A 25,016-nucleotide genomic window follows, 5' to 3' on the forward strand; every position below is an offset into this window, starting at 1 on the left:
ATCTCCTTAGAAACGCAGGCGTATGCCTGCCACCAGACGGGTCTGGCCGAGGTCTTCGCTGTCTTCACGGGCCTGGTCGGCGCGGTTGCCGTGCAGGCGCTCGAAGCTTACCCCGACATAGGGCGCCAAGCCCCGGCTGATTTCGTAGCGCAGGCGCAGGCCGACCTCGCTGTCGGCAAGCCCGGCGCCCTGTTCGTGGCCGGTATCGTTGCGGCCGTAGAAGTTGGCTTCCAGGTTCGGCTCGAGGATCCAGCGGTTGGTCAGCAGGATAGCGTAAGCAGCTTCCAGGCGCAGCGCGCTCTGTTGTCGCTCACCGGCATAGGCGGTGGCTTCCAGCTCCAGGCCATACAGCGGGGTGCCCTGGATGCCGAAGGCGGCCCAGGTTTGCCCGCTGGCCGGCTTGAAGTCCTGGCGCAGGCCGCCGACCAACTCCCACCAGGGGCTGATCGCGTGGCCCCACAGCGCCTGCAACTCTGCCTTGTGGGTATTGCCTTGTTGCCGTTCGCCCTCGGTGCGTAGCCACAGGCGGTCGATGTCGCCACCGACCCAGGCCGTGGCGTTCCACTTGAGGGCGTTGCTGCTTTCGAAGTCCTGATATTCCAGCTGATCGACGATCACCGCCCAGTTGACGGCGCGGTCGTGCACCTGATGGCCAGGCAGGGGCGGGAAGGCGGCCTGGCGGTCGGCGTCGGTCAGCACGGGGAGCGGTGTGCGGGGTTGGCTTGGGGCTGTGCCGTGGTTCATTTGACTGTGGTCCATCGGCATGACGCCATGTTCCATGTGCTCCATGCTGGCGGCCGTGGCCCGTTCGCTGGCCAGCAGCGCGGCCAGGGCGACGCCCGTGACCAGGCGCCGGTTGCTGATCTCATTCATCGACCCGTACCTCGCGGAACATGCCGGTCTCCATGTGGTAGAGCAGGTGGCAGTGGTAGGCCCAGCGGCCCAGGGCGTCGGCAGTTACGCGGTAGCTGCGGCGGCTGCCGGGCGGGATGTCGACGGTGTGCTTGCGCACCAGGAAGCGCCCGTGTTCGTCCTCCAGATCGCTCCACATGCCGTGCAGGTGGATGGGGTGGGTCATCATCGTGTCGTTGACCAGGGTGATGCGCACCCGCTCGCCGTAGGCCAGGCGCAACGGCGCGGCATCGCTGAACTTGACCCCGTCGAACGACCAGGCGAAGCGCTCCATGTGCCCTGTCAGGTGCAGTTCGATATCCCGTGAAGGTTCGCGGCCGTCCGGGTCAGGGTAGGGGCTGCGCAGGTCGGCATAGGTCAGCACCCGGCGGCCGTTGTCACGCAGGCCGATGCCAGGGTCGGCCAGGTTGGCGCGCGGGGCCATGGTCTGCATGTCCACCAACGGGTTACCGGCCTCGCTGGTGGGGTGGCCTTGCATGCCGCTCATGCTGGCGTGGTCCATGCCGGCCATGTTGCCGTGATGCATCGCAGCCATGTTGCCGTGGCCCATGTCGGCCATGCTCAGCACGGGGCGCGGGTCAGGCGCGGGCACCGCTGCCTGCAGACCGTTGGCACGTGCCAGGGTACCGCGGGCGTAACCGCTGCGGTCCATGCTCTGGGCGAACAGGGTGTAGGCGGGCAGGTCGCCGACGGTCACCAGCACGTCGTAGGTTTCGGCCACCGCGATGCGCAGCTCGTCCACGGTCACCGGCGTCACCGGCAGGCCGTCGGCGGCGATCACCGTCAGCGTGAGGCCCGGAATGCGGAAATCGAAATAGGTCATGGCCGACGCATTGATCAGGCGCAGGCGCACGGTTTCGCCGGGCTGGAACAGGCAGGTGAAGTTGCCGTCCGGGGGTTGGCCGTTGAGCAGGTAGGTGTAGCTGGCGGCGCTGATGTCGGCCAGATCGGTCGGGCTCATGCGCATGCGCGCCCAGGCCAGGCGTTCGTCGACGGTAGCGCCCCAACCGTTGTCGGCAACATCGGTGACAAAGTCGCCGAGTGTGCGCTTGTGGTAGTTGAAGGCGTCGGACTGTTTCTTCAGGGTTGCCAGCAACGCTTCGGGTGGTTGGTCGGACCAGTCGCTGAACAGCAGCACATGGTCGCGCTGGTAGGCATGCGGCTCGGGCTCGCGGGGTTCGATGACGATCGCGCCATACACCCCAGCCTGTTCCTGCAGGCCGGAATGGCTGTGGTACCAGTAGGTGCCGCTCTGACGCAGGGTGAACCGGTACAGGTAATCGCCACCCGGCGCGATGCCGGCGAAGCTCAGCCCCGGTACGCCATCCATGTTGGCCGGCAGGAGGATGCCGTGCCAGTGGATCGAGGTGTCCTGGTCGAGGCGGTTGCGCACGCGCAGGGTCACCGTGTCGCCTTCGCGCCAGCGCAGCAGCGGGCCGGGCAGGCTGCCATTGATGGTCAGCGCGGTGCGTGGCCGGCCAGTGATATTGACCGGCGTCTGGCCAATGAACAGCTCGAAGTGCTGGCCGGCCAGTTCGCGGCCATCGCTGGCCTGGGCCAGCGGCCGCCACAGGCCCAGGCCGGCCAGTGTGGTGGCAGCGCCCAGGCCTTTGACGAAGGTGCGGCGGGTAGGGTTGCGCAACATGGCGTGGTCTCGTGCGGGGGAGACACGATCCTCGCCGGTTGCGCCTGTCAGCTGGCTGAGGCGCAGGTTACAGCCTTGTCAGGCAGCCTGTTCGGCATCGCCCAGGTCGCGCATCAGCAGGCCGTACTCCAGCGCAACCTGCTCGGGAATCGGCAGGTACACCACATGGCCGTCGCCGGGCGCAACTTCGATGGCGTGCTGTTGGCGGTCGAACAGGCGGTGCAGGTCGAAGTGGTAGTTGCCACGCGGGGTCATCAACTCCAGGTGGTCACCCAAAGCGAAGCGGTTCTTGACCTTGACCTCGGCCAGGCCATCGACGCGCAAGCCCGTCAGCTCGCCGACGAACTGCTGGCGCTCAGACAGCGAGTTGCCACGCAGGTAGTTCTGGTATTCGTCGTGCACATGGCGGCGCAGGAAGCCTTCGGTATAGCCGCGCTGGGCCAGCGATTCGAGGTTGTCCATCAAGGCCATGTCGAACGGCCTACCGGCTGCGGCGTCGTCGATGGCCTTGCGGTAGGACTGCACGGCCCGGGCGCAGTAGAAGTGACTCTTGGTCCGCCCTTCGATCTTCAGCGAGTGCACACCCATGGCCGCCAGGCGCTCGACGTGCTGGATGGCGCGCAGGTCCTTGGCATTCATGATGTAGGTGCCATGCTCGTCCTCGAAGGTGGGCATCTCGCTGCCAGGGCGATTGCTCTCCTGCAACAGGAACACCTGCTGGGTGGGCGCGCCCAGGCCCAGGGTCGGCTCGACCTCTCGGACGATGTCGCCGGTGGCGTTTTCCGTGGCTGGGGTGGCCTGGTATTTCCAGCGGCAGGCATTGGTGCAAGTGCCCTGGTTGGCATCGCGCTTGTTCAGGTAACCGGACAGCAGGCAGCGACCGGAGTAGGCCATGCACAGTGCGCCGTGGACGAACACTTCCAGCTCCATGGCCGGTACCTGTTGGCGGATTTCCTCGATCTCCTCCAGCGACAGTTCACGCGACAGGATCACCCGGCTCAGGCCCATCTGCTGCCAGAACTGCACGCTGGCCCAGTTGACCGTATTGGCCTGCACCGACAGGTGCACCGGCATCTGCGGAAAATGCTGGCGCACCAGCATGATCAGCCCGGGGTCGGACATGATCAGCGCATCGGGCGCCATCTCGATCACCGGTGCCAGGTCCTTGAGGAAGGTCTTCAACTTGGCATTGTGCGGCGCGATGTTGACCACCACGTAGAAACGCTTGCCCTGGGCATGCGCTTCGTTGATGCCCAGCGCCAGGTTGGCGTGGTCGAATTCGTTGTTGCGCACCCTCAGGCTGTAACGCGGCTGGCCGGCGTAGACCGCATCGGCACCGTAGGCGAAGGCATAGCGCATGGTCTTGAGGCTGCCGGCGGGGGCAAGCAGTTCGGGCTTGGCAGGTAGGGTCATGGGCGCACCGGGGCAAAGGCGCGGATGCTAGCGGCTGGCCGGGGCCGTGGTATTGATTTGAATCAACGGCAGGGTGGCACTTTTGCCCAGGTGGTGTGCACTAATGACCATGACCCCTGAGGAGTTGCCATGAACCAAGACGCCCTGCAGAACAAAGCCCTGGCCGTACTCCTGACCCTGGTGACCATCGCCTTCGTGTGGATCCTGCTGCCGTATTACGGCGCCATCTTCTGGGCCGTGATTCTCGGCATCCTGTTCGCACCGTTGCAGCGTCACCTGCTGATCCGCTTCGGCCGCCGACGCAATCTGGCGGCGGCCTGTACCGTGCTGGTGTGCCTGCTGGTGGCCGTGCTGCCAGTGATCATCACCAGCGCCTTGCTGGTGCAGGAAGGCGCCACCCTGTACCAGCGAATCGAGAGTGGGCAGCTGGACATCGCCGGCTACGTCGAGCGCGGCAAGGACATGCTCCCGGCCTTTGCCCAACACGGTCTGGATCGCATGGGCATGGGCAACCTGGACGGGCTGCGTGACAAGATCACCAAATGGGCCACCCAGGGCAGCCAGGTGCTGGCCAGCCAGGCATTCAACTTTGGCCAGGGCACCTTCGAGTTTGTGGTGAGCTTCGGCATCATGATGTACCTGTTGTTCTTCTTCCTGCGCGAGGGGGCCGACGTGGCGCGCCGGGTGCGCCTGGCCGTGCCGTTGCCGGAACACCAGAAGCGCCGGCTGCAGTTGAAGTTCAACCGGGTGGTAAGGGCCACGGTCAAGGGCAATGTGCTGGTGGCCATCACCCAGGGTGCGCTGGGTGGTTTGATCTTCTGGGTGCTGGATATCCCCAGTGCGTTGGTCTGGGCAGTACTGATGGCATTCCTGTCGCTATTGCCAGCGGTCGGCGCGGGGATTGTCTGGGCGCCGGTGGCAGCCTACTTCCTGTTGACCGGGGCGATTCTGCCAGGGTTGATCCTGACCGCGTTCGGCGTGCTGGTGATCGGCCTGGTGGACAATCTGCTGCGGCCGATCCTGGTGGGCAAGGACACGCGGATGCCCGATTACCTGATCCTGGTGTCCACCCTGGGCGGGCTCGCGGTATTCGGGCTCAACGGCTTCGTGATCGGGCCGTTGATTGCGGCGTTGTTCGTTTCCAGCTGGGCGATCTTCGCTGCGGCCAAGCCGCAGGTGCAGTTACCGTCCTGAGACGGTATCAGCGGAAGCTGAACGAAACCCCGGCATACACGCCGAAGCCTTCGCCCGGTGTCGAGCGGGCAACGTCCTTGCCGGCATCGTTGTACCCCGGCGTCACGGTCGCCGCGTAGCGTTGGTTGGTCAGGTTGCGCAGGTCCAGCCAGGTCTGCCAGTCCTGCTTCGGCGAATCCCAGCCCAGGCGAGCGCCGAACAAGGCGTAGGCGTCGGCGTGGTAGCTGTTGGCGTAGTCGACTTGGACTTTCGACGCCATCTGCGTGTTGACCCCGGCGTAGAACCCGCTCGGCCAGTCGTAGCGCAGTTCCGCCTGGTAGTAGTGCATGGGGATGCCAGGTAGGCGGTTGTCGCCGAATTTGTCGTCGTCGCGGTAGTGGAAGTCGCTGAAGGTGTAGGCCTGGCGCAGGCTCAGCTTGCCCGTGCCGGGTTGCTCCCAGAGGAGGCTGTCCAGGCCGGCTTCGACGCCTTGGTGTACGGTGGGGCTGGCGTTGTATTCGCCAGTGATGCCTGGGGCCAGCTCCACTGCCAGCAGTTCGTGACGCACCTGGGCGTAGTACCAGGCCAGGTCCCAGCGGCCGAGCAGTGATTCACCGCGGGCGCCGAGCTCCAGCGTGGTTGCGGTCTGGTTCTGCATCTCGATGGGCTGGAACTTGGTCGGTGCGCTCCAGATCAGCGACCATGGGTGAGGCGGTTCGACCGAGCGGCTGAGATTGCCGTAAACCTGCAGGTCCGGGCGAATGTCGTAACGCAGGCCCACACGCGGGGCATAGTCCCAGTCATGCTGGCTGACTTTGCCGCCATCGGCGGGGTAAGTCACATCGCTTTCACGGCGGGTATAGATCACCGCAAGTCCCGTGGTCAGCCACAGGTTGGGGACCAGTTCCAGATCATTGCCAAGGTGCAGCACGGTGTCCGAACCCTGGTAGGTGAAGTCACGCGTGCGCGCGCCGACCACGTCATTGACCCGGGAGAACTGCGAGGCGCCACTGTTGGGCAGGTGCTTGGTGGTGCGCCAGCCAACGGTGGTCTTGCTCTCATGGCCAAGCAGGGTGTCACGCCGGAAGTAGTTCAGCGTGCCACTGACATCGGTGTAGGCCACCTTCAGGCGCATGGCGCCCTCGCGCAGGTCCATCGGGTAGTCGTGATAGACCAGCCCGGCCTCCAGCCGCGAATCGTCGTCGAGGAAGAAGGTGGTCTTGTTGCCCACCCAGGTGCTGCCCGGTTGCGGGCGGCTGTCGTTGCGCGACAGATAGCCTGGGTTGGCAGCGCGAGGGTCATGTCTGATCTGGTCCTTGGTCAGGCGCCCGGCCAGTTCGTTTTCGGTTTCCCGGTAGCGCAGGTAGAAGCGCGTTTCCAGGTTCGGGTTGAAGCGGTAGCCGACATTGGCGGCAATGCCTTTCGAGCTGCCGCTGCTGTGGTCCTGATAGCCGTCGTACTCCGAGTCGGTCAGGGCCACGTAATAATCGAGGTTGCCCAGTACTTGCCCGGAACTGATCTGCCGGTGCTGGTAGCCTCGGCTGCCGACCTCGTATCGCACCTGCAGCGGCGCGGCGTCGTAACCGGTATGGGTCACATAGTTGACGGCCCCGCCCAGGGCCAGCGAGCCTTGATCGAAACCGTTGGCCCCGCGCAGTACTTCGGCACGGCTCAGCCACAGGGGTTCGAACAGCTCGTAGGGCGTACCGCCCGGGCCTGTCAGCGGCAGGCCGTCGAACATCGTGTAGACCCCGGAGCCATGGGCTCCAGGCGCACGGTTGATGCCCGAGCCGCGGATCGACAACTTGATGCCATCGTTACCCGCGGACTGGGCGAACACGCCAGGTTGATAGGCCAGCACGTCCTGATTGCTGGCCACCCGTCCTTGCCCCACCTTGTCCATGTCGACCAGGTTGCTGGCGCCTGGGATCTCACGCAGACGCTCGGCGGCAGTCTCCAGTTCGGTCTGTTGCCGATCTTCGATCAGTACCTGGTCGAGTTCGATACTGCCAGCGGCCTGGGCGGCGCTGGTGACCAGCAGGGCCAGCAGCGAAAGGGGGAGGGTGGGGCGCATTTCAGGGGTTCCAGATCGATAAGCGGGATTCTGACGCTGCAAGTGTCAGACGAAGCACAGCTTTGGTTGTGTAACCTTTGAAAAAGAAAAACCCCGCCGAGGCGGGGTTTTGCGTATTGCCGAGTGATCAGCCCAGCAGTTGCAGGCCGGCGTGCTGGACCATGTCCAACAGAGGCTGCGGGTATACACCGAGGACGAAGGCGAGGATGGCGATGGCCAGCAGCATCACGCCACCTGTGCGCTGTTCCCACTTCAGCGGGGCGTCGTGGCGACGCAGGTTGGGCTCGACCAGGTACAGGGTGACCATGACGCGCAGATAGTAGTAGACACCGATGGCGCTACCGATCACCAGCGCACCGACCAGCCACCACAGCTGCGATTCGACGCCGGTGGCGATGATGTAGAACTTGCCGATGAAGCCAGCGGTCAGCGGGATACCCGCCAGCGACAGCATCATCACGGTCAGCACCGCGGTCAGGTACGGGCGGCGCCAGAACAGGCCGCGGTACTCGTACAGGGCGTCGGCGTCACGGCCGGCGTAAGGCGACGACATCAAGGTGATGACACCGAAGGCACCGAGGCTGGTGATCACGTAGGTGACCAGGTACACGCCCATGGCTTCCAGGGCCAGGCCCTTGCTGGCGACCAGGGCGATGACCAGGTAACCGAAGTGGGCGATGGACGAGTAACCGAGCAGGCGCTTGAGGTTGCTCTGGGTCAGTGCCAGCAGGTTACCGATCAGGATCGACGCTACCGCGATCACGGCCAGGACGGTGCTCAGCACGCCGCTGCTGGCAGCAGGGGAGAGCATGAACAGACGCACGACCACGGCGAATACCGCAACCTTGCTGGCGGTGGCCAGGAACGCGGCGACCGGCGCCGGGGCGCCTTCGTATACGTCCGGGGTCCACAGGTGGAACGGTACCAGCGACAGCTTGAAGGCCAGGCCGACCAGCATCATGCCCAGGCCCAGCTGGGCCAGCAGGCTTGGCATGCTGGTGGCGGCCAGGGCCTTGCCCAGCTGGTCGAAGGTCAGGCTTCCAGCGTCGGCGTACAGCAGTGCCATGCCGAACAGCAGGAAGGCGGAGCCTGCGGCCGACAGCACCATGTACTTGATGCCAGCTTCCAGCGAACGCTTGTTGAAGAAGGCGTATGCCACCAGGCCATAGACCGGTACCGACAGCAGCTCCAGGCCGATGAACAGGCCGGCCAGGTGGTTGGCGCTGACCAGCACCAGGCCACCGAGGGCAGACATCAGCAGCAGCAGGTACAGCTCTTCACGGTTGCCCGGGAAACCCTTGGAGCCTTCGCCGAGGTAGGCGTGGGCGAGGGTGACGCAAGCCAGCGTGGCCACCAGGATGATCGCCATGTACAGGCAGGCGAACTTGTCGATGGTGACCAGCGAGGTCACCGCCAAGGGCGCGACTTTCAGTGCCGGCAGGATCGACAGCAGGGCCAGGTTCAGGCCTACGGTAGACAGCAGGAAGGTCTGCGAGTGGTTGCGCTTCCAGGCGATCGCCAGCATCACCACCACGGTGGTGATGGTGGTGATCAGCATCGGCGCCAATGCGATGAAGTGTTGAGTGGTGAATTCCATAGCGCTCTTACCGGGCCGAAGCGAGTTGAGTGAAAGCGGAACCGAGCCACTGCTGCACGCCGGACATGGTGGCGGCAGAGGTGTCGAGGAACGGCTGCGGATACACGCCCAGCAGGATCAGCAGTACCGCCAGGCCCAGCACCATGACCAGCTCGCGACCGTCCATGCCGGCCAGCACGGTGTCGGCCTTGGCCGGGCCGAAGTAGGCGCGGTGGATCATGATCAGCGAGTACACCGAACCGAATACCAGGCCGGTGGTGGCGATCACGGTGATCCACGGTACATGCACGAAGCTGCCGATCAGGATCAGGAACTCGCCGACGAAGTTACCGGTACCTGGCAGGCCCAGCGACGCGGCGGCGAAGAACAGGCTGATGGCTGGCAGGTAGGCAATGCGGTGCCACAGGCCGCCCATCTGGCGCATGTCACGGGTATGCAGGCGCTCGTACAGCTGGCCGGACAGGATGAACAGCGCGGCAGCCGACAGGCCGTGGGCCAGCATCTGGATCACCGCGCCTTGCAGGGCCTGCTGGCTGCCGGAGTAGATACCGATCAGCACGAAGCCCATGTGCGAAACGCTGGAGAAGGCGATCAGGCGCTTGATGTCGGTCTGCGCGAAGGCCAGGAAGGCACCGTAGAAGATACCGATCAGGCCCAGGGTCATGGCGATCGGCGCAAACTCGGCCGAGGCGTTAGGGAACAGCGGCAGGGCGAAGCGCAGCAGGCCATAGGCCGCGGTCTTCAGCAAGATACCGGCCAGGTCTACGGAACCTGCGGTCGGCGCCTGGGCGTGAGCGTCAGGCAGCCAGGAGTGGAACGGCACCACCGGCAGCTTCACCGCGAAGGCGATGAAGAAGCCCAGCATCAGCAGGTACTCGGTACCGGCCGGCAGCTCGGCCTTGAGCAGGTCGCTGTAGTTGAAGGTGATCACGCCGGTGTTGCTGTAGTTGACCAGCACCAGGCCGAGGATCGCCACCAGCATGATCAGGCCACTGGCCTGGGTGAAGATGAAGAACTTGGTCGCCGCGTAGATCCGGGTCTTCTTGCCATCTGCCGAGCTGTGACCCCAGAGCGCGATGAGGAAGTACATCGGCACCAGCATCATTTCCCAGAAGAAGAAGAACAGGAACAGGTCCAGGGCCAGGAACACACCGACCACGCCGCCGAGGATCCACATCAGGTTGAGGTGGAAGAAGCCGACGTGGCGCTGGATCTCTTTCCAGGAGCACAGTACCGACAGCACACCGAGCAGGCCGGTGAGCAGGATCATCAGCAGCGACAGGCCATCGAGGGCCAGGTGGATACTGATGCCGAAGCGCTGGATCCACTGGACTTTGTATTCCAGGGCCCAGGCAGGCTCGCCACCCGGGGCGGGCGCCAGGGTGTAGTCGCCGTTGGCCCACAGGTACAGGCCGATGCCGAGCAGCAGGGACATGGTCAGCAGCGCGATCCAGCGCGGCAGGGTGGCGCCGAAGCGCTCACCCAGCCAGCACAGGAGGCCGCCGATGAAGGGGATCAGGATCAGCCAAGGCAAAATCATGACGGGTTGGTTTCCTTTCGCAGAGTCGCAAGGTTCGCAAAGTTCATGGTCATACCGCTGCCACTACCACAGCGCCGAGTACCAGCACTGCACCAACGGCGATCGAAGCGGTGTACCAGCGCAGCTGGCCGGTCTCGGTCTTGCTCATGGCGACGTTACCGCCGCGAGCCAGGCGCGGGATCAGGCCTATGCTGCGGTCAACCGGATCCTTGCGCAGGACGTGGCTGATCAGCAGGTAAGGTTTGACGAACAGCTTGTCGTAGATCCAGTCGAAGCCCCAGGCAGCGAACCACCAGGCCGACAGCACCCGACCGATGCCGCTGTTGGCGACCGCGCTGACGAAGCTGCGCTTGCCCAGGAACAGCAGGGCCGACAGCAGGATGCCGGCGATGGCGATGGCACCCGAGGTGATCTCCAGCGCGTGCTTGGCTTCGCCACCGGCATGGCCGGCGCTTTCTGGCAGTACACCGGCCAGCGGCGGGGTGATCCAGGCGCCGACGAAGGTCGACAGCACGATCAGCACGCCCAGCGGCAACCAGTGGCTGATGCCGTGGCCAGCGTGGGCTTCGGTCTTGGCTTCACCGTGGAAGGCGATGAAGATCAGGCGGAAGGTATACAGCGAGGTCATGAACGCACCGACCAGGCCGGCGTACAGCAGGCCGGTGTTACCGCTGGCGAAGGCTTCCCAGAGGATCTCGTCCTTGGAGTAGAAGCCCACGGTCACGATCGGCAAGGCTGCCAGGGCAGCGCCACCGACCACGAAGCTGGCATAGGCCAGTGGCAGCTTCTTCCACAGGCCGCCCATCTTGAAGATGTTCTGCTCGTGGTGGCAGGCAACGATTACCGCACCGGAGGCCAGGAACAGCAGGGCCTTGAAGAAGGCGTGGGTCATCAGGTGGAAGATCGCCGCGTCCCAGGCGCCCACGCCCAGGGCGAGGAACATGTAGCCGATCTGGCTCATGGTCGAGTAGGCGAGGATACGCTTGATGTCGGTTTGCACCAGCGCGGCGAAGCCGGCCAGTACCAGGGTCACGCCACCTACCACGCCTACCAGGTGCAGGATGTCCGGCGCCAGCAGGAACAGACCGTTGGTACGGGCGATCAGGTACACGCCCGCGGTCACCATGGTTGCCGCGTGGATCAGTGCCGAAACCGGGGTCGGGCCCGCCATCGCGTCGGCCAGCCAGGTCTGCAGCGGCAGCTGGGCCGATTTACCGACCGCGCCACCCAGCAGCATCAGGGTCGCCAGGACCATCCAGGTGTCGCCAGCCTGGAATTTCTGCGGTGCCAGCACCAGCAGTTCCTGCACGTTCAGGGTACCCAGCTGGGCGAACAGGATGAACAGGCCGATGGCCATGAACACGTCGCCGATACGGGTGACGATGAACGCCTTGAGTGCCGCATTACCGTTGTTGCGGTTGCTGTAGTAGAAACCGATCAACAGGTACGAGCACAGGCCCACGCCTTCCCAGCCGAAGTAGATGAACAGCAGGTTATCGCCGAGGATCAGGAACAGCATGCTGGCGATGAACAGGTTGGTGTACGAGAAGAAGCGCGAGTAGCCGGCTTCGCCACGCATGTACCAGGAGGCGAACAGGTGGATCAGGAAGCCGACACCGGTGACCACGCCGAGCATGGTGACCGACAGGCCGTCCAGGTACAGGGTGAAGTTCGGCGCGAAGCCGTCCACCGACATCCACTGCCAGAGCAGCTGGCTGTAGGCGCCACCCTCAGGCGGGGCGACGTTGAACTGCCAGATGACGTAGGTGGCGGTGGCGGCCGACAGGCCCACCGAGCCGACGCCGATCAGGGCGGACAGGTTCTCCGAGAACCGCCCGCGCGAGAACGACAGCAGCAGGAAGCCGACGAGGGGGAAGACGAAAGTCAGGAAGAGAAGGTTCATCCGCGCATCTCACTGGCAGCATCGATGTCGAGAGTGTGGAAGCGGCGATACAGCTGCAGCAGGATCGCCAGGCCAATGCTGGCCTCGGCGGCTGCCAGGCTGATCACCAGAATGAACATCACCTGGCCGTCGGGCTGGACCCAACGGGCACCGGCGACGATGAACGCCAGGGCAGAGGCGTTCATCATGACTTCCAGGCTCATGAGCACGAAGAGGATGTTGCGGCGGACCATCAGGCCAACCAGACCTAAGCAGAACAGGATGCCGGCGACTGCCAGACCATGTTCGAGAGGGATAGCACCCATGATTTACTCCTTCGCCTCGTTGCGGCCCAGGTGGAAGGCGGTGACGGCAGCAGCGAGCAGCAGCATCGAGGCCAGTTCGACCACCAGCAGGTACGGGCCGAACAGGCTGATACCCACTTCTTTCGCGCCGACGGTGGTACCGCTGATGGCCGCGCCGCTCGGCGCGACGAACAGCACGTACAGCAGCTCCAGCAGCAGCAGGGCGGCCAGGATCACCGGCCCGGCCCAGATGCCGGGCTTGAGCCAGCCCCGTTCCTGGGCGACCGAAGCTGGCCCGAGGTTGAGCATCATCACCACGAAGACGAACAGCACCATGATGGCGCCGGCGTAGGCGATCACTTCCAGGGCGCCGGCAAACGGCGCGCCCAGGGCGAAGAAGATCATCGCGACGGAGATCAGCGAGATGATCAGGTAAAGCAGGGCGTGCACGGGGTTGGTGCCCGTCACCACCCGGAGGGTGGAGACCACGGCGATCCCGGATGCGAAGTAGAAAGCGAATTCCATCTTTCTGTCCTTATGGGAGCAAGCTCTTCACGTTGATCGGCTCGGCTTCGTTCTGCGCAGCGCCCTTCGGCTTGCCAGCGATCGCCATACCCGCAACACGGTAGAAGTTGTAGTCAGGGTTCTTGCCGGGGCCGGAGATCAGCAGATCTTCTTTCTCGTACACCAGGTCCTGACGCTTGAACTCGGCCATTTCGAAATCCGGAGTCAGCTGGATCGCGGTGGTCGGGCACGCTTCTTCACACAGGCCACAGAAGATGCAGCGCGAGAAGTTGATGCGGAAGAACTCCGGGTACCAGCGGCCGTCCTCGGTCTCGGCCTTCTGCAGCGAAATGCAGCCGACCGGGCAGGCCACCGCGCAGAGGTTGCACGCTACGCAGCGCTCCTCGCCATCGGGGTCGCGGGTGAGGACGATGCGGCCGCGGTAGCGCGGCGGCAGGTACACGGGTTCTTCGGGGTACTGCAGGGTGTCGCGCTTGCGGAACCCGTGGGAGAACACCATTGCCAGGCTGCGCAGCTGGGTGCCGGTGCCCTTAACGATGTCGCCGATATACTTGAACATGGGTCAAATCCTCACTGGGCCGCGACGGCTGGCGTGTTGTAGAGCACGATCGCAGCGGTCACCAGCAAATTGATCAGGGTCAGCGGCAGGCAGAACTTCCAGCTGAAGTCCATCACCTGGTCATAGCGTGGGCGCGGGATCGAAGCGCGCAGCAGGATGAACAGCATGATGAAGAACGCAGTCTTCAGGGCGAACCACAGGAACGACAGTTGCGGCAGGATGCCGAACGGGCCGTGCCAGCCGCCGAAGAACAGGGTCACCAGCAGCGCCGAGATGAGGATGATGCCGATGTACTCACCGACGAAGAACATGCCCCATTTCATCCCGGCATACTCGATGTGGTAGCCGTCGGCCAGTTCCTGTTCCGCTTCCGGCTGGTCGAACGGGTGACGGTGGGTCACGGCGACGCCAGCGATGAAGAAGGTGCAGAAGCCGAAGAACTGCGGAATGATGAACCACAGGTTCTGAGCCTGGTATTCAACGATGTCGCGCATGTTGAACGAGCCCACCTGCACCACCACGCCCATCAGCGCCAGGCCCAGGAACACCTCGTACGACACGGTCTGTGCCGAGGCACGCAAGCTGCCCAGCAGGGCGTACTTGTTGTTCGACGACCAGCCGGCGAACAGCACCGCGTAGACCGACAGGCCGGCCATGGCGAAGAAGAACAGCAGGCCGATGTTCAGGTCGGCGACGCCCCACAGCGGGGTGATCGGGATCACGCAGAAGGCGATCAGCAGGGCGCTCATGGCCACCACTGGCGCCAGGGTGAAGATCATGCGATCGACGAAGGGCGGGTTCCAGTCTTCCTTGAAGAACATCTTCAGCATGTCGGCAGCGATCTGGAACATGCCGAACGGGCCGACACGGTTCGGACCGTAACGGTCCTGCCACCAGCCCAGCAGGCGGCGCTCGACGAAGCTGAGCAGCGCGCCGCACACCACCACGGCGAGCAGGACCACGATGGCCCGGACCACGGTGAGGATCACATCGATCACTTCGGGGGTGAACCAGCTCATTGTGCTGCCTCCTGCAGACCTTCGACGGATGCACCGAAGATGGCCGGCGGGATGCCGGCCAGGCCTTTGGGCAGGGCAACCAGGCCAGCGCCCAGTTCTTCATTGATGCGCAGCGGCAGGCGCAGCGCCACGCCTGCGACGTTCAGGCTCAGCAGGGCGCCGTCGTTGACCCCCAGGCGGTCGGCTTCGGACTTGGCCAGCGCCACGTAGGCGGACGGGATGCGCTCTTGCACCGGGGCTGCGCGCGAAGAACTCTCTTCGCTGCCGAACAGATGGAAAAACGGTACCGCAGTCCAGGTCCCACGGGCCGGGTTGAACGCGCCAGGGATGGCGGTGAACCAGTTCAGGCGATCGCCTTGCGATTCGATCAGGCGCACGCCCGGGTCACCGGCACGCAGGTGGCCGCCGACCTCGTCCTGAAACTTGTTCCAGGCTTGCGGCGAGTTCCAGCCTGGCGACCAGGCGAACGGCACCTGCTGACGCGGTTCGGCCGAACCCGAATAGCCTTCCATGGAGAAGGCGAACGCGGTGTCCTTGTCCTGCGGGGTACGCGGCTCGTGCACGCTGATGTTGGCGCGCATGGCAGTACGGCCGGAGTAGCGCAGCGGCTCACGGGCCAGCTTCATGCCCTTGATGCGGAACGCGGCGCTCGGCGCGGCGTTGACGATGCCGGCCAGTTGCGGGGCGGCTTCGGCGCAGGCACTGGTGACGTGGTCCAGCTGGGTCCAGTCGACCGGCTTGTTGAGCAGGGTGGCACGCAGGGCGTGCATCCAGCGCCAGCCTTCGTGAACCAGGATGCTGCTGTCCAGGTACTGCGGATCGAACACCTGGAAGAAGCGCTGGGCGCGGCCTTCCTGGCTGACCAGGGTACCGTCGCCTTCGGCGAAGGATGCGGCCGGCAGCACCAGGTGGGCGCGGTCGACAGTGGCGGTCTTGGAGTGGTCGGCGACGATCACCACCTTGGCCGCAGCCAGGGCAGCATCGACCTTGGCGGCCGGTACGCGGGCGTACAAGTCGTTCTCCAGCACGACGATGGCGTCGGCCTTGCCGCTGATGACGGCATCCAGTGCGGCATCGACCGACTCGCCACCCATCATGGCCATACCGAGGCTGTTGGCCTCAGGTACCACCAGGCTCAGCGAACCGTTCTTCTCGCGCAGCTTCAGGGCCTTGGCGATGTTGGCGGCAGCTTCGATCAGTGCCGGGTCGGCCAGCGAAGTACCGGCCACGACCAGTGGGCGCTTGGCGGCGACCAAGGCATCGGCGATGCGTTGGGCCAGGGCCTTGGCTTCGTCGTCCAGGCCGGCGACTGCCGGTGCGCTCGGATCGATGGCGTGGGCCACGGCGAAACCGATGCGGGCCAGGTCCGCCGGGGCGGCATGCACGCATTCCTCGGCAACGTCGTCCAGCTTGGTTTCAGCCAGCGAGGCAATGAACAGCGGGTACAGCGCGTGCTGGCCGATGTTCTTCACGGCGGCGTCGAGCCACGGTTGAACCTTCATCGCTTCGGCCATGGCCTCGGCCTTGCCCTTGGTGGCCTGGCGTACGGCCAGGGCAACCCGGGCAGCGGTCTGGGTCAGGTCTTCACCGAGCACGAACACGGCGTCGTGGTCTTCGATGTCGCGCAGGGTCGGTACTGGCAGCGGGCTGTTGTTCAGCACGTCCAGGACCAGGCGGACGCGGGCCAGTTCGCCTGCTTCCATGCCGGAGTAGAAGTAGTCGGCGCCGACCAGCTCACGCAGGCCGTAGTTGCTTTCGAGGCTGGCGCGTGGCGAGCCGATACCGACGATGGTGCGGCCGCGCAGCAGGTCGGCGGCCTTGTCCAGCGCAGCGTCCAGGCCCAGCTTGGTGCCGTCGGCCAGGTGTGGCTGGCGCGGGCGGTCCTTGCGGTTGACATAGCCATAGCCGAAGCGGCCGCGGTCGCACAGGAAGTACTGGTTGACCGAACCGTTGAAGCGGTTCTCGATGCGACGCAGCTCGCCGTAGCGCTCGCCCGGGCTGATGTTGCAGCCGCTGGAGCAGCCATGGCAGATGCTTGGGGCGAACTGCATGTCCCACTTGCGGTTGTAGCGCTCGGAGTGGGTCTTGTCGGTGAACACGCCGGTCGGGCAGACCTCGGTCAGGTTGCCGGAGAACTCGCTTTCCAGCACGCCGTCTTCGACGCGGCCGAAGTACACGTTGTCGTGGGCGCCGTACACGCCCAGGTCGGTACCACCGGCATAGTCCTTGTAGTAGCGCACGCAGCGGTAGCAGGCGATGCAGCGGTTCATCTCATGGGCGATGAACGGGCCAAGGTCCTGGTTCTGGTGGGTACGCTTGGTGAAACGGTAGCGGCGCTCGTTGTGGCCGGTCATCACCGTCATGTCTTGCAGGTGGCAGTGACCGCCTTCCTCGCACACCGGGCAGTCGTGCGGGTGGTTGGTCATCAGCCATTCGACGACGCTGGCGCGGAACGCCTTGGACTCGTCATCGTCGATGGAAATCCAGGTGCCGTCGGAGGCAGGGGTCATGCAGGACATGACGATACGACCACGGGTGTCGTTCTCGTCGGTGTACTGCTTGACCGCACACTGCCGACAGGCGCCGACGCTACCAAGCGCCGGGTGCCAGCAGAAATAAGGGATGTCGAGGCCGAGCGACAGACACGCCTGTAACAGGTTGTCTGCACCGTTGACTTCGAGCGCTTTGCCGTCTACGTGGATAGTGGCCATTGTTCAAAGTTCTTCGTTGGCCCGCGTGAGCGGGCGTGGCTAATGGAAATCGGTGAGCTTGCGACACGCCACGATCGACTCGGGCCTGTCAGCTGGCGAGCGGCACGGGCCACCCGCCTTGTCATCTTGTTATGCGCCGACCACGATCGGCTTGGCCAGGTCAGGGCGCAGGCTGTCTGCAGCGGACGCTGGCGCGACACCAGCCTCGAACTCGGACCGGAAGTATTTGATAGCACTGCCCAACGGCTCGACGGCACCCGGTGCGTGAGCACAGAAGGTACGGCCCGGGCCGAGGAAGTTGACCAGGCCCAGCAGCGTCTCGATGTCTTCGGCGCGGCCCTGGCCTTTCTCCAGCGCGCGCAGCATCTTCACGCTCCATGGCAGGCCGTCACGGCACGGGGTGCACCAGCCGCACGACTCGCGGGCAAAGAACTCTTCCATGTTGCGCAGCAGCGAGACCATGTTGATGCTGTCGTCGACCGCCATGGCCAAGCCGGTACCCATCCGGGTGCCGACCTTGGCGATGCCACCGGCATACATCTGGGCGTCGAGGTGCTCGGGCAGCAGGAAGCCGGTACCGGCGCCGCCAGGCTGCCAGCACTTGAGCTTGTAGCCGTCGCGCATGCCACCGGCGTAGTCTTCGAACAGCTCGCGGGCGGTAACGCCGAACGGCAGTTCCCACAGGCCCGGGTTCTTCACCTTGCCGGAGAAGCCCATCAGCTTGGTGCCGTGGTCTTCGCTGCCTTCACGGGCCAGCGACTTGTACCAGTCGTTGCCGTTGGCGACGATGGCCGGGACGTTGCACAGGGTCTCGACGTTGTTCACGCACGTCGGCTTGCCCCATACGCCAACGGCGGCCGGGAAGGGCGGCTTGGAGCGCGGGTTGGCGCGGCGGCCTTCCAGGGAGTTGATCAGTGCGGTTTCTTCACCGCAGATGTAGCGCCCGGCCCCGGTGTGCACGAACAGCTCGAAGTCGAAGCCCGAACCCAGGATGTTCTTGCCCAGCAGGCCTGCGGCCTTGGCTTCGTCGATGGCACGGTTGAGGTTCTTCGCTGCGGTGGTGTATTCGCCACGCAGGAAGATGTAGCCACGGTAGGCCTTGAGCGCACGGGCGCTGATCAGCATGCCCTCGACCAGCAGATGGGGCTGTTGCTCCATCAGCATGCGGTCCTTCCAGGTGTTCGGTTCCATTTCGTCCGCGTTGCACAGCAGGTAGCGGATGTTCATGGATTCGTCTTTGGGCATCAGGCCCCACTTCACGCCAGTGGGGAAGCCAGCGCCACCGCGGCCCTTGAGGCCGGAGTCCTTGACGCTCTGCACGATGTCGTCGGCCGACATGTCGGCCAGCGCCTTGCGCGCGGCAGCGTAGCCGTTCTTCGACTCATACTCGGCCAGCCACACTGGCTCGCCGTCGTCACGCAGGCGCCAGGTCAGCGGGTGGGTTTCGGCCGAGCGCGCGATGCGGTTGGCCGGGCCGAAGGAAGTAATGGTCATACGTAACCCTCCAGCAGTTTGGAAACGCCAGCCGGCTGTACGTCACCAAAGGTGTCGTCGTCGATCATCAGCGCCGGGGCCTTGTCGCAGTTGCCCAGGCAGCACACCGGCAGCAGGGTGAAGCGCCCGTCCGCGGTAGTCTGGCCGAGGCCGATGCCCAGTTCGCTCTGGATCTGGCTGACCACCGATTCGTGGCCACCGATGTAGCAGACCATGCTGTCGCACACGCGGATGATGTGGCGGCCAACCGGCTGGCGGAAGATCTGGCTGTAGAACGTGGCCACACCCTCGACGTCGCTGGCGGGAATGCCCAGCACTTCGCCGATGGCGTGGATGGCGCCGTCCGGCACCCAGCCACGTTCCTTCTGGACGATCTTCAGGGCTTCGATGGACGCCGCGCGCGGGTCCTCGTAGTGATGCATTTCGTGCTCGATGGCCGAGCGCTCGGTTTCGCTCAGGGCGAAACGGTCTGTCTGGATAAGCGTGCTGTTCATGCTTAGCGGTCCACGTCAGCCATAACGAAGTCGATACTGCCCAGGTACGCAATGAGGTCGGCGACCATGCTGCCTTTGATCACCGAAGGGATCTGCTGCAGGTGCGGGTAGCTCGGAGTACGGATCCGGGTGCGGTAGCTCATGGTGCCGCCATCGCTCGTCAGGTAGTAACTGTTGATGCCCTTGGTCGCCTCGATCATCTGGAACGACTCGTTGGCCGGCATGACCGGGCCCCACGAGACCTGCAGGAAGTGCGTGATCAGGGTTTCGATGTGCTGCAGGGTGCGCTCTTTCGGCGGCGGCGTGGTCAGCGGGTGGTCCGCCTTGTACGGGCCTTCCGGCATGTTGCGCAGGCACTGGTCGATGATGCGGATACTCTGGCGCATCTCCTCGACACGGACCATGCAGCGATCGTAGGCATCGCCGTTGTGGGCCAGCGGTACTTCGAACTCGAAGTTCTCGTAGCCGGAGTACGGGCGCGCTTTACGCAGGTCGAAGTCGCAGCCGGTGGCACGCAGGCCGGCACCGGTGGTACCCCAGGCCAGGGCTTCCTTGGTGTTGTACGCGGCAACACCAATGGTACGACCCTTGAGGATACTGTTGCGCAGGGCGGCCTTCTCGTACTCGTCGAGGCGCTTGGGCAGCCATTCGACGAAGTCCTTGACCAGCTTGTCCCAGCCGCGTGGCAGGTCGTGGGCAACGCCACCGATGCGGTACCAGGCCGGGTGCAGGCGGAAACCGGTGATCGCTTCGATCACGGTGTAGGCGCGCTGGCGGTCGGTGAAGGTGAAGAACACCGGGGTCATGGCGCCGACGTCCTGGATGTAGGTACCCAGGAACAGCAGGTGGCTGGTGATACGGAAGAACTCGGCCAGCATCACGCGGATGGTGTCGACCTTCTGTGGCACCTTGATGCCGGCCAGCTTCTCGACCGCGAGCACGTACGGCAGGTTGTTCATCACCCCGCCGAGGTAGTCGATACGGTCGGTGTAGGGAATGAAGCTGTGCCAGGACTGGCGCTCGGCCATTTTTTCGGCACCACGGTGGTGGTAACCGATGTCCGGCACGCAGTCGACGATCTCTTCACCGTCCAGCTGCAGGACGATACGGAAGGCACCGTGGGCCGAAGGGTGGTTCGGGCCGAGGTTGAGGAACATGTAGTCCTCGTTGGCGCCCTGACGCTTCATGCCCCAGGCTTCCGGGTTGAAGCGCGCCGATTCCTCTTCAAGCTGCTGCTTGGCCAGGGTCAGGCTGTAGGGATCGAACTCGGTGGCGCGGGCAGGGTAGTCCTTGCGCAGCGGGTGACCTTCCCAGGTCGGCGGCATCATGATGCGGCTCAGGTGCGGGTGGCCGGCAAAGTCGATGCCGAACATGTCCCAGACTTCGCGCTCGTACCAGTTGGCGTTGGGCCAGATGCCGGTCACGGTCGGCAGGTTCAGGTCGCCTTCGCTGAGCGACACCTTGATCATCACATCGCTGTTACGTTCGATCGACAGCAAGTGGTAGAAAACGCTGAAGTCGGCAGCGGGCAGGCCGCGGCGCTGGGTGCGCAGGCGCTCGTCGACGCCGTGCAGGTCGTACAGCATGCTGTACGGCTTGGCGACGCCGCGCAGGAAGCTCAGCACTTCTTTGAGCTGGGCGCGCTTTACCCACAGCACAGGCATGCCGGTGCGGGTTTCCTGGGCGACGAATGCGTCGGCGCCAAAACGGTTGTGCAATTCGACGACCACATCCTGGTCGTCTGCCTTGTAAGGCGGAATGAAAATAGCGTTGTCCGCTGTCATGGTCTCGGTCGCTTTGGGTCAGCGTTAAGAATGAAGCCAGGCCGCCGGCTCTTTCGGGAGCGGGCGGCAGGTCGCTGGATCAGACTTCGTCGGGGCTGCGCAGGTTGGTAACCGCAATGCGCTGTTCACGACGCAGGTCCTTCTGGGCTGGCATCTCGGCACGGTAGATGCCTTGATCACCAACCACCCAGGAAAGCGGGCGTCGTTCTTGGCCAATCGACTCTTGCAGCAGCATCAAGCCTTGCAGGAAAGCCTCGGGGCGCGGCGGGCAGCCAGGCACGTAGACGTCCACGGGGAGGAACTTGTCGACCCCCTGAACGACCGAGTAGATGTCGTACATGCCACCGGAGTTGGCGCACGAACCCATGGAGATGACCCACTTCGGTTCGAGCATCTGCTCATACAGGCGCTGGATGATCGGCGCCATTTTGACGAAGCAGGTACCGGCGATGACCATGAAGTCGGCCTGACGCGGCGAGGCCCGGATGACTTCGGCGCCGAAGCGGGCGATGTCGTGGGGCGCCGTGAAGGCCGTGGTCATTTCCACGTAGCAGCAGGACAGGCCGAAGTTGTACGGCCAGAGGGAATTCTTGCGACCCCAGTTGACCGCGCCACGCATCACATCTTCAAGCTTGCCCATGAAGATGTTCTTGTGGACCTGGTCCTCGAGCAGCTGGTCTGTGACGGTTTCCCGATCACCTACCGGGTACTGCTCGTTGGGCGCATCCGGATCGATTCTGGTGAGATTGTATTGCATTGCCAAAGCCTCATTGTTTCAGCTTCGCTTGCCGCTTGCGGCGACCTTCGGGTGCCCAGTCAAGGGCTCCGACGCGCCATAGGTAGACAAGACCAGCCAACAGAATTGCTATGAAAACGAGTGCTTCGACGAATCCGGTCCAGCCACTTTCGCGGACGGACACAGACCATGCATACAGGAAGAGGGCTTCGATATCGAAGATCACGAACAGCATCGCGACCAGATAGAATTTGGCGGACAGGCGCAGGCGGGCGCTGCCGACGGGCAGCATGCCGGATTCGAAAGGTTCGTTCTTGGCGCGGCCCCAGGCTTTGCTACCGAGCAGGCTGGACAGGCCGAGCATGAAGGCACACAGGCCGACGACACCCAGGAGGAAGATGGCAAAGCCCCAGTTGTGGGCGATGAGTCCTGCCGAATCGGACATGCTAGAAATCCTTATACAGAGACCCAGCTCTGCAGTCTGAAATAAGTAGAGCGGCGACGTGGTGTCGCAGGTGCAGTGACCAAATGTCGCAGCTGAATCAATCGGGCTGATTTTATGGGTAAACCCGGTGCAAGTAAAATTTCCGTTGCAAATTTATTCGTAGGATTTAGTACAAAACCCGCGCCTAACTGGCTGAAAGCCTTGAGATTCGGGCATTGCATGCGGTTTTGTTAATTATGTTTCTTGCGAGTGGTAACGAATTACAAACTTCGTAATGATAATTGATATCATTTGATCTGATGCCTTTGAATTTGGCTGTTCTGTGCCTTGTAAAGTTCATCTGCAGATTCACCCTACTTGTAAATGCGAAAGACTCGTGTTCTAGCAGCTTCCGGTGCTGCGCGCACCGCTCTGGGTCAATACTTCAGCGCTTGAGCCATGACGGACTGACGAAGCGATCGCCCACTGGCCCAGCCAGTAGGCGAGGATGATCAAGTAGGGCGCGGCAGCGAACGGGCTGACGAAGCGGTCAATGCCGATCAGGCTGTCGGAGAAAACGAACAGGCAGGCCCCCAAAGCGGCGACACCGCCGCAGGCAAGCGCGCGCCAGAGCATGGCGCTGATGGCCAGGGCATAGACCGAGACCGGAGTCAGCAGCGGGCCAAGGCCGTGGCTGGCCAGTACGCCGAACAGGGTGACGCCGGTGATGACGCTTAGCAGCAGTGCGGGCAGGGCGGGGCGGATGGTCTTGCCGCAGTAGGCGCGCAGGTAGGCCAGGTGAGCGCAAAGGAACGCGGTCAGGCCGAACACGAACAGGTCGGCCGGGATGGCCAGGAGGATGTCGCCCAGTACCGAGAACGCCAGGCCGATGGTGATCCGGCGGCGATAGGGTGTAGCGGGGGCTGTGTATAGCCAGGCAATCAGTGCCAGGACTGGAATGGGCTTGGCCAGCAGGCCGAGCAGCGCGTTGTCGCTGGCCACTGCATATAGATAGAGCGCGGCGGCGGCCAGGGCGAGCATCATCAGGTGGCTTGGACGGGGCATGGGCGGTCCTTGCTGCTGGGCTGCCACAAGCATAGCCCTGATCCTGGGAATTGCTTCAGCCTGTACTGGCCCTTTCGCGGGCACGCCCGCTCCCACAGGATAACCACAGCCTTCGAACTGTGCGCAGTTCCTGTGGGAGCGGGCGTGCCCGCGAAAGGGCCGGTACAGGAAAATGAAAAGCCCGGGGCTTTCGCAAGCCCCGGGCCTCAGTCAGCAAGCCACGATCAGTGGAACTGCTCTTCCTCGGTCGAACCGGTCAGTGCAGTCACCGACGAAGCGCCACCCTGGATCACGGTAGTCATGTCGTCGAAGTAGCCGGTGCCGACTTCCTGCTGGTGCGCCACGAAGGTGTAGCCCTTGTTGGCGTCGGCAAATTCCTGCTCTTGCAGCTTCACGTAGGCGGTCATGTCGTTGCGGGCGTAATCGTGCGCCAGGTTGAACATGCCGTGCCACATGTTGTGGATGCCGGCCAGGGTGATGAACTGGTGCTTGTAGCCCATGGCCGACAGCTCGCGCTGGAACTTGGCGATGGTCGCGTCGTCCAGGTTTTTCTTCCAGTTGAAGGAAGGCGAGCAGTTGTACGACAGGATCTGGTCCGGGTACTCCTTCTTGATCGCTTCGGCGAAGCGACGGGCTTCGTCCAGGTCCGGCTTGGCGGTCTCGCACCAGATCAGGTCGGCGTACGGGGCATAGGCCAGGCCGCGGGCGATGGCCTGGTCAAGGCCGGCACGCACCTTGTAGAAGCCTTCACGGGTACGCTCGCCGATCACGAACGGCTGGTCGTACGGGTCGCAGTCGCTGGTCAGCAGGTCGGCGGCGTTGGCGTCGGTACGGGCCAGGATGATGGTCGGTACACCCGATACGTCGGCAGCCAGGCGTGCGGCCACCAGCTTCTGCACCGCTTCCTGGGTCGGTACCAGTACCTTGCCACCCATGTGGCCGCATTTTTTCACCGAGGCCAGCTGGTCTTCGAAGTGCACGCCGGCGGCGCCTGCCTCGATCATGTTCTTCATCAGCTCGTAGGCGTTCAGCACGCCGCCGAAACCGGCTTCCGCGTCAGCCACGATCGGCGCGAAGTAGTCGATGTAGCCTTCATCGCCCGGGTTCTTGCCGGCTTTCCACTGGATCTGGTCGGCGCGGCGGAATGCATTGTTGATGCGCTTGACCACGGTCGGTACCGAGTCGACCGGGTACAGCGACTGGTCTGGGTACATGGATTCGGCCGAGTTGTTGTCGGCGGCCACTTGCCAGCCAGACAGGTAAATGGCCTGGATGCCGGCCTTGACCTGCTGCACTGCCTGGCCGCCGGTCAGGGCGCCCATGCAGTTGACGAAATCTTTTTCTGGGCGGAAGGACGGGTGGGCACCTTCGGTGACCAGCTTCCACAGTTTTTCTGCACCCAGGCGGGCCAGGGTGTGCTCCGGCTGCAGGGAGCCACGCAGGCGAACGACATCGGCGGCGGTGTAGGTACGGGTCACGCCTTTCCAGCGCGGGTTCTCGGCCCAGTCTTTCTCGAGGGCTGCAATTTGCTGTTCGCGTGTCAGTGCCATGGAAATAAACCTCGTCGCATCGATCTTGGGTTAATTGTGCTGATGCTCGGGGCTCATCAGGGACTGGCGGCTGTCCTGTGCGGGGGAATGCGGCGGCGAACGCGAAGGCTCGAA

20 protein-coding genes are annotated in these 25,016 nt (G+C 63.9%); 1 reads left to right on the forward strand and 19 read right to left on the reverse strand.

Translation table 11 applies throughout. The annotated features are described in order from the left end of the window. Window positions 1–6 precede the first annotated feature (6 nt). The 3 genes from APH33_RS09425 to yegQ all read right to left on the reverse strand — a co-directional run bounded on the left by APH33_RS09425 (window position 7) and on the right by yegQ (window position 3,970). Window positions 7–873, reverse strand: a complete 867-nt coding sequence (locus APH33_RS09425) for a copper resistance protein B (protein ID WP_054884873.1) — start codon at window positions 871–873, stop codon at window positions 7–9. Continuing rightward, a complete protein-coding gene (locus APH33_RS09430; protein WP_054884874.1) occupies window positions 866–2,557 on the reverse strand; it encodes a copper resistance system multicopper oxidase in 1,692 nt (563 codons plus the stop codon). Before APH33_RS09430 ends, APH33_RS09425 begins: the two co-directional genes overlap by 8 nt. A 78-nt stretch (window positions 2,558–2,635) precedes the next feature. Next, on the reverse strand, window positions 2,636–3,970 hold the full coding sequence (gene yegQ, locus APH33_RS09435) for a tRNA 5-hydroxyuridine modification protein YegQ (protein WP_054884875.1): 1,335 nt from the start codon (window positions 3,968–3,970) through the stop codon (window positions 2,636–2,638). Between the two features lie 129 nt (window positions 3,971–4,099). Between yegQ and APH33_RS09440 the strand changes: the two genes are divergently transcribed. After that, window positions 4,100–5,164, forward strand: coding sequence for an AI-2E family transporter (locus APH33_RS09440; protein ID WP_054884876.1), 1,065 nt, complete (start codon window positions 4,100–4,102; stop codon window positions 5,162–5,164). A 7-nt stretch (window positions 5,165–5,171) separates the two neighbouring features. Here APH33_RS09440 and APH33_RS09445 read toward each other — a convergent pair whose 3' ends face one another. The 16 genes from APH33_RS09445 to aceA form a co-directional block, all read right to left on the reverse strand. Continuing rightward, a complete protein-coding gene (locus APH33_RS09445; protein ID WP_054884877.1) occupies window positions 5,172–7,217 on the reverse strand; it encodes a TonB-dependent receptor domain-containing protein in 2,046 nt (681 codons plus the stop codon). Between the two features lie 127 nt (window positions 7,218–7,344). Further along, window positions 7,345–8,814 (reverse strand): NADH-quinone oxidoreductase subunit NuoN, encoded by a 1,470-nt coding sequence (gene nuoN, locus APH33_RS09450; RefSeq protein WP_054884878.1) that lies wholly within the window; start codon window positions 8,812–8,814, stop codon window positions 7,345–7,347. A gap of 7 nt (window positions 8,815–8,821) precedes the next feature. Further along, on the reverse strand, window positions 8,822–10,354 hold the full coding sequence (gene nuoM, locus APH33_RS09455) for an NADH-quinone oxidoreductase subunit M (RefSeq protein ID WP_054884879.1): 1,533 nt from the start codon (window positions 10,352–10,354) through the stop codon (window positions 8,822–8,824). 49 nt (window positions 10,355–10,403) lie between these two features. Next, window positions 10,404–12,257: an NADH-quinone oxidoreductase subunit L gene (gene nuoL / locus APH33_RS09460; protein ID WP_054884880.1), complete on the reverse strand. Its 1,854-nt coding sequence runs from the start codon at window positions 12,255–12,257 to the stop codon at window positions 10,404–10,406. After that, a complete protein-coding gene (nuoK, locus tag APH33_RS09465) occupies window positions 12,254–12,562 on the reverse strand; it encodes an NADH-quinone oxidoreductase subunit NuoK (protein ID WP_008096201.1) in 309 nt (102 codons plus the stop codon). Before nuoK ends, nuoL begins: the two co-directional genes overlap by 4 nt. A gap of 3 nt (window positions 12,563–12,565) precedes the next feature. Further along, the gene (nuoJ, locus tag APH33_RS09470) at window positions 12,566–13,066 is read right to left on the reverse strand and encodes an NADH-quinone oxidoreductase subunit J (RefSeq protein WP_054884881.1); all 501 of its coding nucleotides are present in this window, start codon (window positions 13,064–13,066) and stop codon (window positions 12,566–12,568) included. A 10-nt stretch (window positions 13,067–13,076) separates the two neighbouring features. Continuing rightward, the gene (gene nuoI, locus APH33_RS09475; protein ID WP_016488223.1) at window positions 13,077–13,625 is read right to left on the reverse strand and encodes an NADH-quinone oxidoreductase subunit NuoI; all 549 of its coding nucleotides are present in this window, start codon (window positions 13,623–13,625) and stop codon (window positions 13,077–13,079) included. Between the two features lie 11 nt (window positions 13,626–13,636). Further along, window positions 13,637–14,644, reverse strand: coding sequence for an NADH-quinone oxidoreductase subunit NuoH (gene nuoH / locus APH33_RS09480; protein WP_054884882.1), 1,008 nt, complete (start codon window positions 14,642–14,644; stop codon window positions 13,637–13,639). Then, a complete protein-coding gene (gene nuoG / locus APH33_RS09485; protein ID WP_054884883.1) occupies window positions 14,641–17,355 on the reverse strand; it encodes an NADH-quinone oxidoreductase subunit NuoG in 2,715 nt (904 codons plus the stop codon). Before nuoG ends, nuoH begins: the two co-directional genes overlap by 4 nt. Before the next feature lie 129 nt (window positions 17,356–17,484). Then, window positions 17,485–18,849, reverse strand: coding sequence for an NADH-quinone oxidoreductase subunit NuoF (gene nuoF, locus APH33_RS09490; protein ID WP_054884884.1), 1,365 nt, complete (start codon window positions 18,847–18,849; stop codon window positions 17,485–17,487). Beyond that, the gene (gene nuoE, locus APH33_RS09495) at window positions 18,846–19,343 is read right to left on the reverse strand and encodes an NADH-quinone oxidoreductase subunit NuoE (RefSeq protein ID WP_003251433.1); all 498 of its coding nucleotides are present in this window, start codon (window positions 19,341–19,343) and stop codon (window positions 18,846–18,848) included. Before nuoE ends, nuoF begins: the two co-directional genes overlap by 4 nt. A 2-nt stretch (window positions 19,344–19,345) precedes the next feature. Further along, a complete protein-coding gene (gene nuoC, locus APH33_RS09500) occupies window positions 19,346–21,127 on the reverse strand; it encodes an NADH-quinone oxidoreductase subunit C/D (protein ID WP_054884885.1) in 1,782 nt (593 codons plus the stop codon). Window positions 21,128–21,206: 79 nt separating this feature from the next. Beyond that, window positions 21,207–21,884 carry an NADH-quinone oxidoreductase subunit B family protein gene (locus APH33_RS09505; protein ID WP_027920598.1) on the reverse strand — a complete coding sequence of 226 codons (678 nt, stop codon included), beginning with the start codon at window positions 21,882–21,884 and terminating at the stop codon, window positions 21,207–21,209. A 10-nt stretch (window positions 21,885–21,894) separates the two neighbouring features. Continuing rightward, on the reverse strand, window positions 21,895–22,308 hold the full coding sequence (locus tag APH33_RS09510; RefSeq protein ID WP_011534614.1) for an NADH-quinone oxidoreductase subunit A: 414 nt from the start codon (window positions 22,306–22,308) through the stop codon (window positions 21,895–21,897). Between the two features lie 381 nt (window positions 22,309–22,689). Beyond that, on the reverse strand, window positions 22,690–23,352 hold the full coding sequence (locus APH33_RS09515) for a lysoplasmalogenase (RefSeq protein ID WP_054884975.1): 663 nt from the start codon (window positions 23,350–23,352) through the stop codon (window positions 22,690–22,692). 224 nt (window positions 23,353–23,576) lie between these two features. Beyond that, on the reverse strand, window positions 23,577–24,902 hold the full coding sequence (aceA, locus tag APH33_RS09520; RefSeq protein WP_054884886.1) for an isocitrate lyase: 1,326 nt from the start codon (window positions 24,900–24,902) through the stop codon (window positions 23,577–23,579). Window positions 24,903–25,016 lie beyond the last annotated feature (114 nt).

Source organism: Pseudomonas sp. NBRC 111130 (assembly GCF_001320485.1).
Classification (GTDB): Bacteria; Pseudomonadota; Gammaproteobacteria; order Pseudomonadales; family Pseudomonadaceae; genus Aquipseudomonas; species Aquipseudomonas vlassakiae.

Bases quoted from the DNA above. Each gene is read 5' to 3' on its own strand.
- nuoN (WP_054884878.1), bottom strand. From the start codon at position 8,814: ATGGAATTCACCACTCAACACTTCATCGCATTGGCGCCGATGCTGATC.
- APH33_RS09430 (WP_054884874.1), bottom strand. From the start codon at position 2,557: ATGTTGCGCAACCCTACCCGCCGCACCTTCGTCAAAGGCCTGGGCGCT.
- nuoM (WP_054884879.1), bottom strand. From the start codon at position 10,354: ATGATTTTGCCTTGGCTGATCCTGATCCCCTTCATCGGCGGCCTCCTG.
- nuoI (WP_016488223.1), bottom strand. From the start codon at position 13,625: ATGTTCAAGTATATCGGCGACATCGTTAAGGGCACCGGCACCCAGCTG.
- nuoC (WP_054884885.1), bottom strand. From the start codon at position 21,127: ATGACAGCGGACAACGCTATTTTCATTCCGCCTTACAAGGCAGACGAC.
- nuoH (WP_054884882.1), bottom strand. From the start codon at position 14,644: ATGAGCTGGTTCACCCCCGAAGTGATCGATGTGATCCTCACCGTGGTC.
- APH33_RS09515 (WP_054884975.1), bottom strand. From the start codon at position 23,352: ATGCCCCGTCCAAGCCACCTGATGATGCTCGCCCTGGCCGCCGCCGCG.
- APH33_RS09445 (WP_054884877.1), bottom strand. From the start codon at position 7,217: ATGCGCCCCACCCTCCCCCTTTCGCTGCTGGCCCTGCTGGTCACCAGC.
- aceA (WP_054884886.1), bottom strand. From the start codon at position 24,902: ATGGCACTGACACGCGAACAGCAAATTGCAGCCCTCGAGAAAGACTGG.
- nuoK (WP_008096201.1), bottom strand. From the start codon at position 12,562: ATGGGTGCTATCCCTCTCGAACATGGTCTGGCAGTCGCCGGCATCCTG.
- nuoF (WP_054884884.1), bottom strand. From the start codon at position 18,849: ATGACCATTACTTCCTTCGGCCCGGCCAACCGCATCGCGCGCTCGGCC.
- yegQ (WP_054884875.1), bottom strand. From the start codon at position 3,970: ATGACCCTACCTGCCAAGCCCGAACTGCTTGCCCCCGCCGGCAGCCTC.
- APH33_RS09510 (WP_011534614.1), bottom strand. From the start codon at position 22,308: ATGTCCGATTCGGCAGGACTCATCGCCCACAACTGGGGCTTTGCCATC.
- nuoL (WP_054884880.1), bottom strand. From the start codon at position 12,257: ATGAACCTTCTCTTCCTGACTTTCGTCTTCCCCCTCGTCGGCTTCCTG.
- APH33_RS09505 (WP_027920598.1), bottom strand. From the start codon at position 21,884: ATGCAATACAATCTCACCAGAATCGATCCGGATGCGCCCAACGAGCAG.
- APH33_RS09440 (WP_054884876.1), top strand. From the start codon at position 4,100: ATGAACCAAGACGCCCTGCAGAACAAAGCCCTGGCCGTACTCCTGACC.
- nuoG (WP_054884883.1), bottom strand. From the start codon at position 17,355: ATGGCCACTATCCACGTAGACGGCAAAGCGCTCGAAGTCAACGGTGCA.
- nuoE (WP_003251433.1), bottom strand. From the start codon at position 19,343: ATGAACAGCACGCTTATCCAGACAGACCGTTTCGCCCTGAGCGAAACC.
- APH33_RS09425 (WP_054884873.1), bottom strand. From the start codon at position 873: ATGAATGAGATCAGCAACCGGCGCCTGGTCACGGGCGTCGCCCTGGCC.
- nuoJ (WP_054884881.1), bottom strand. From the start codon at position 13,066: ATGGAATTCGCTTTCTACTTCGCATCCGGGATCGCCGTGGTCTCCACC.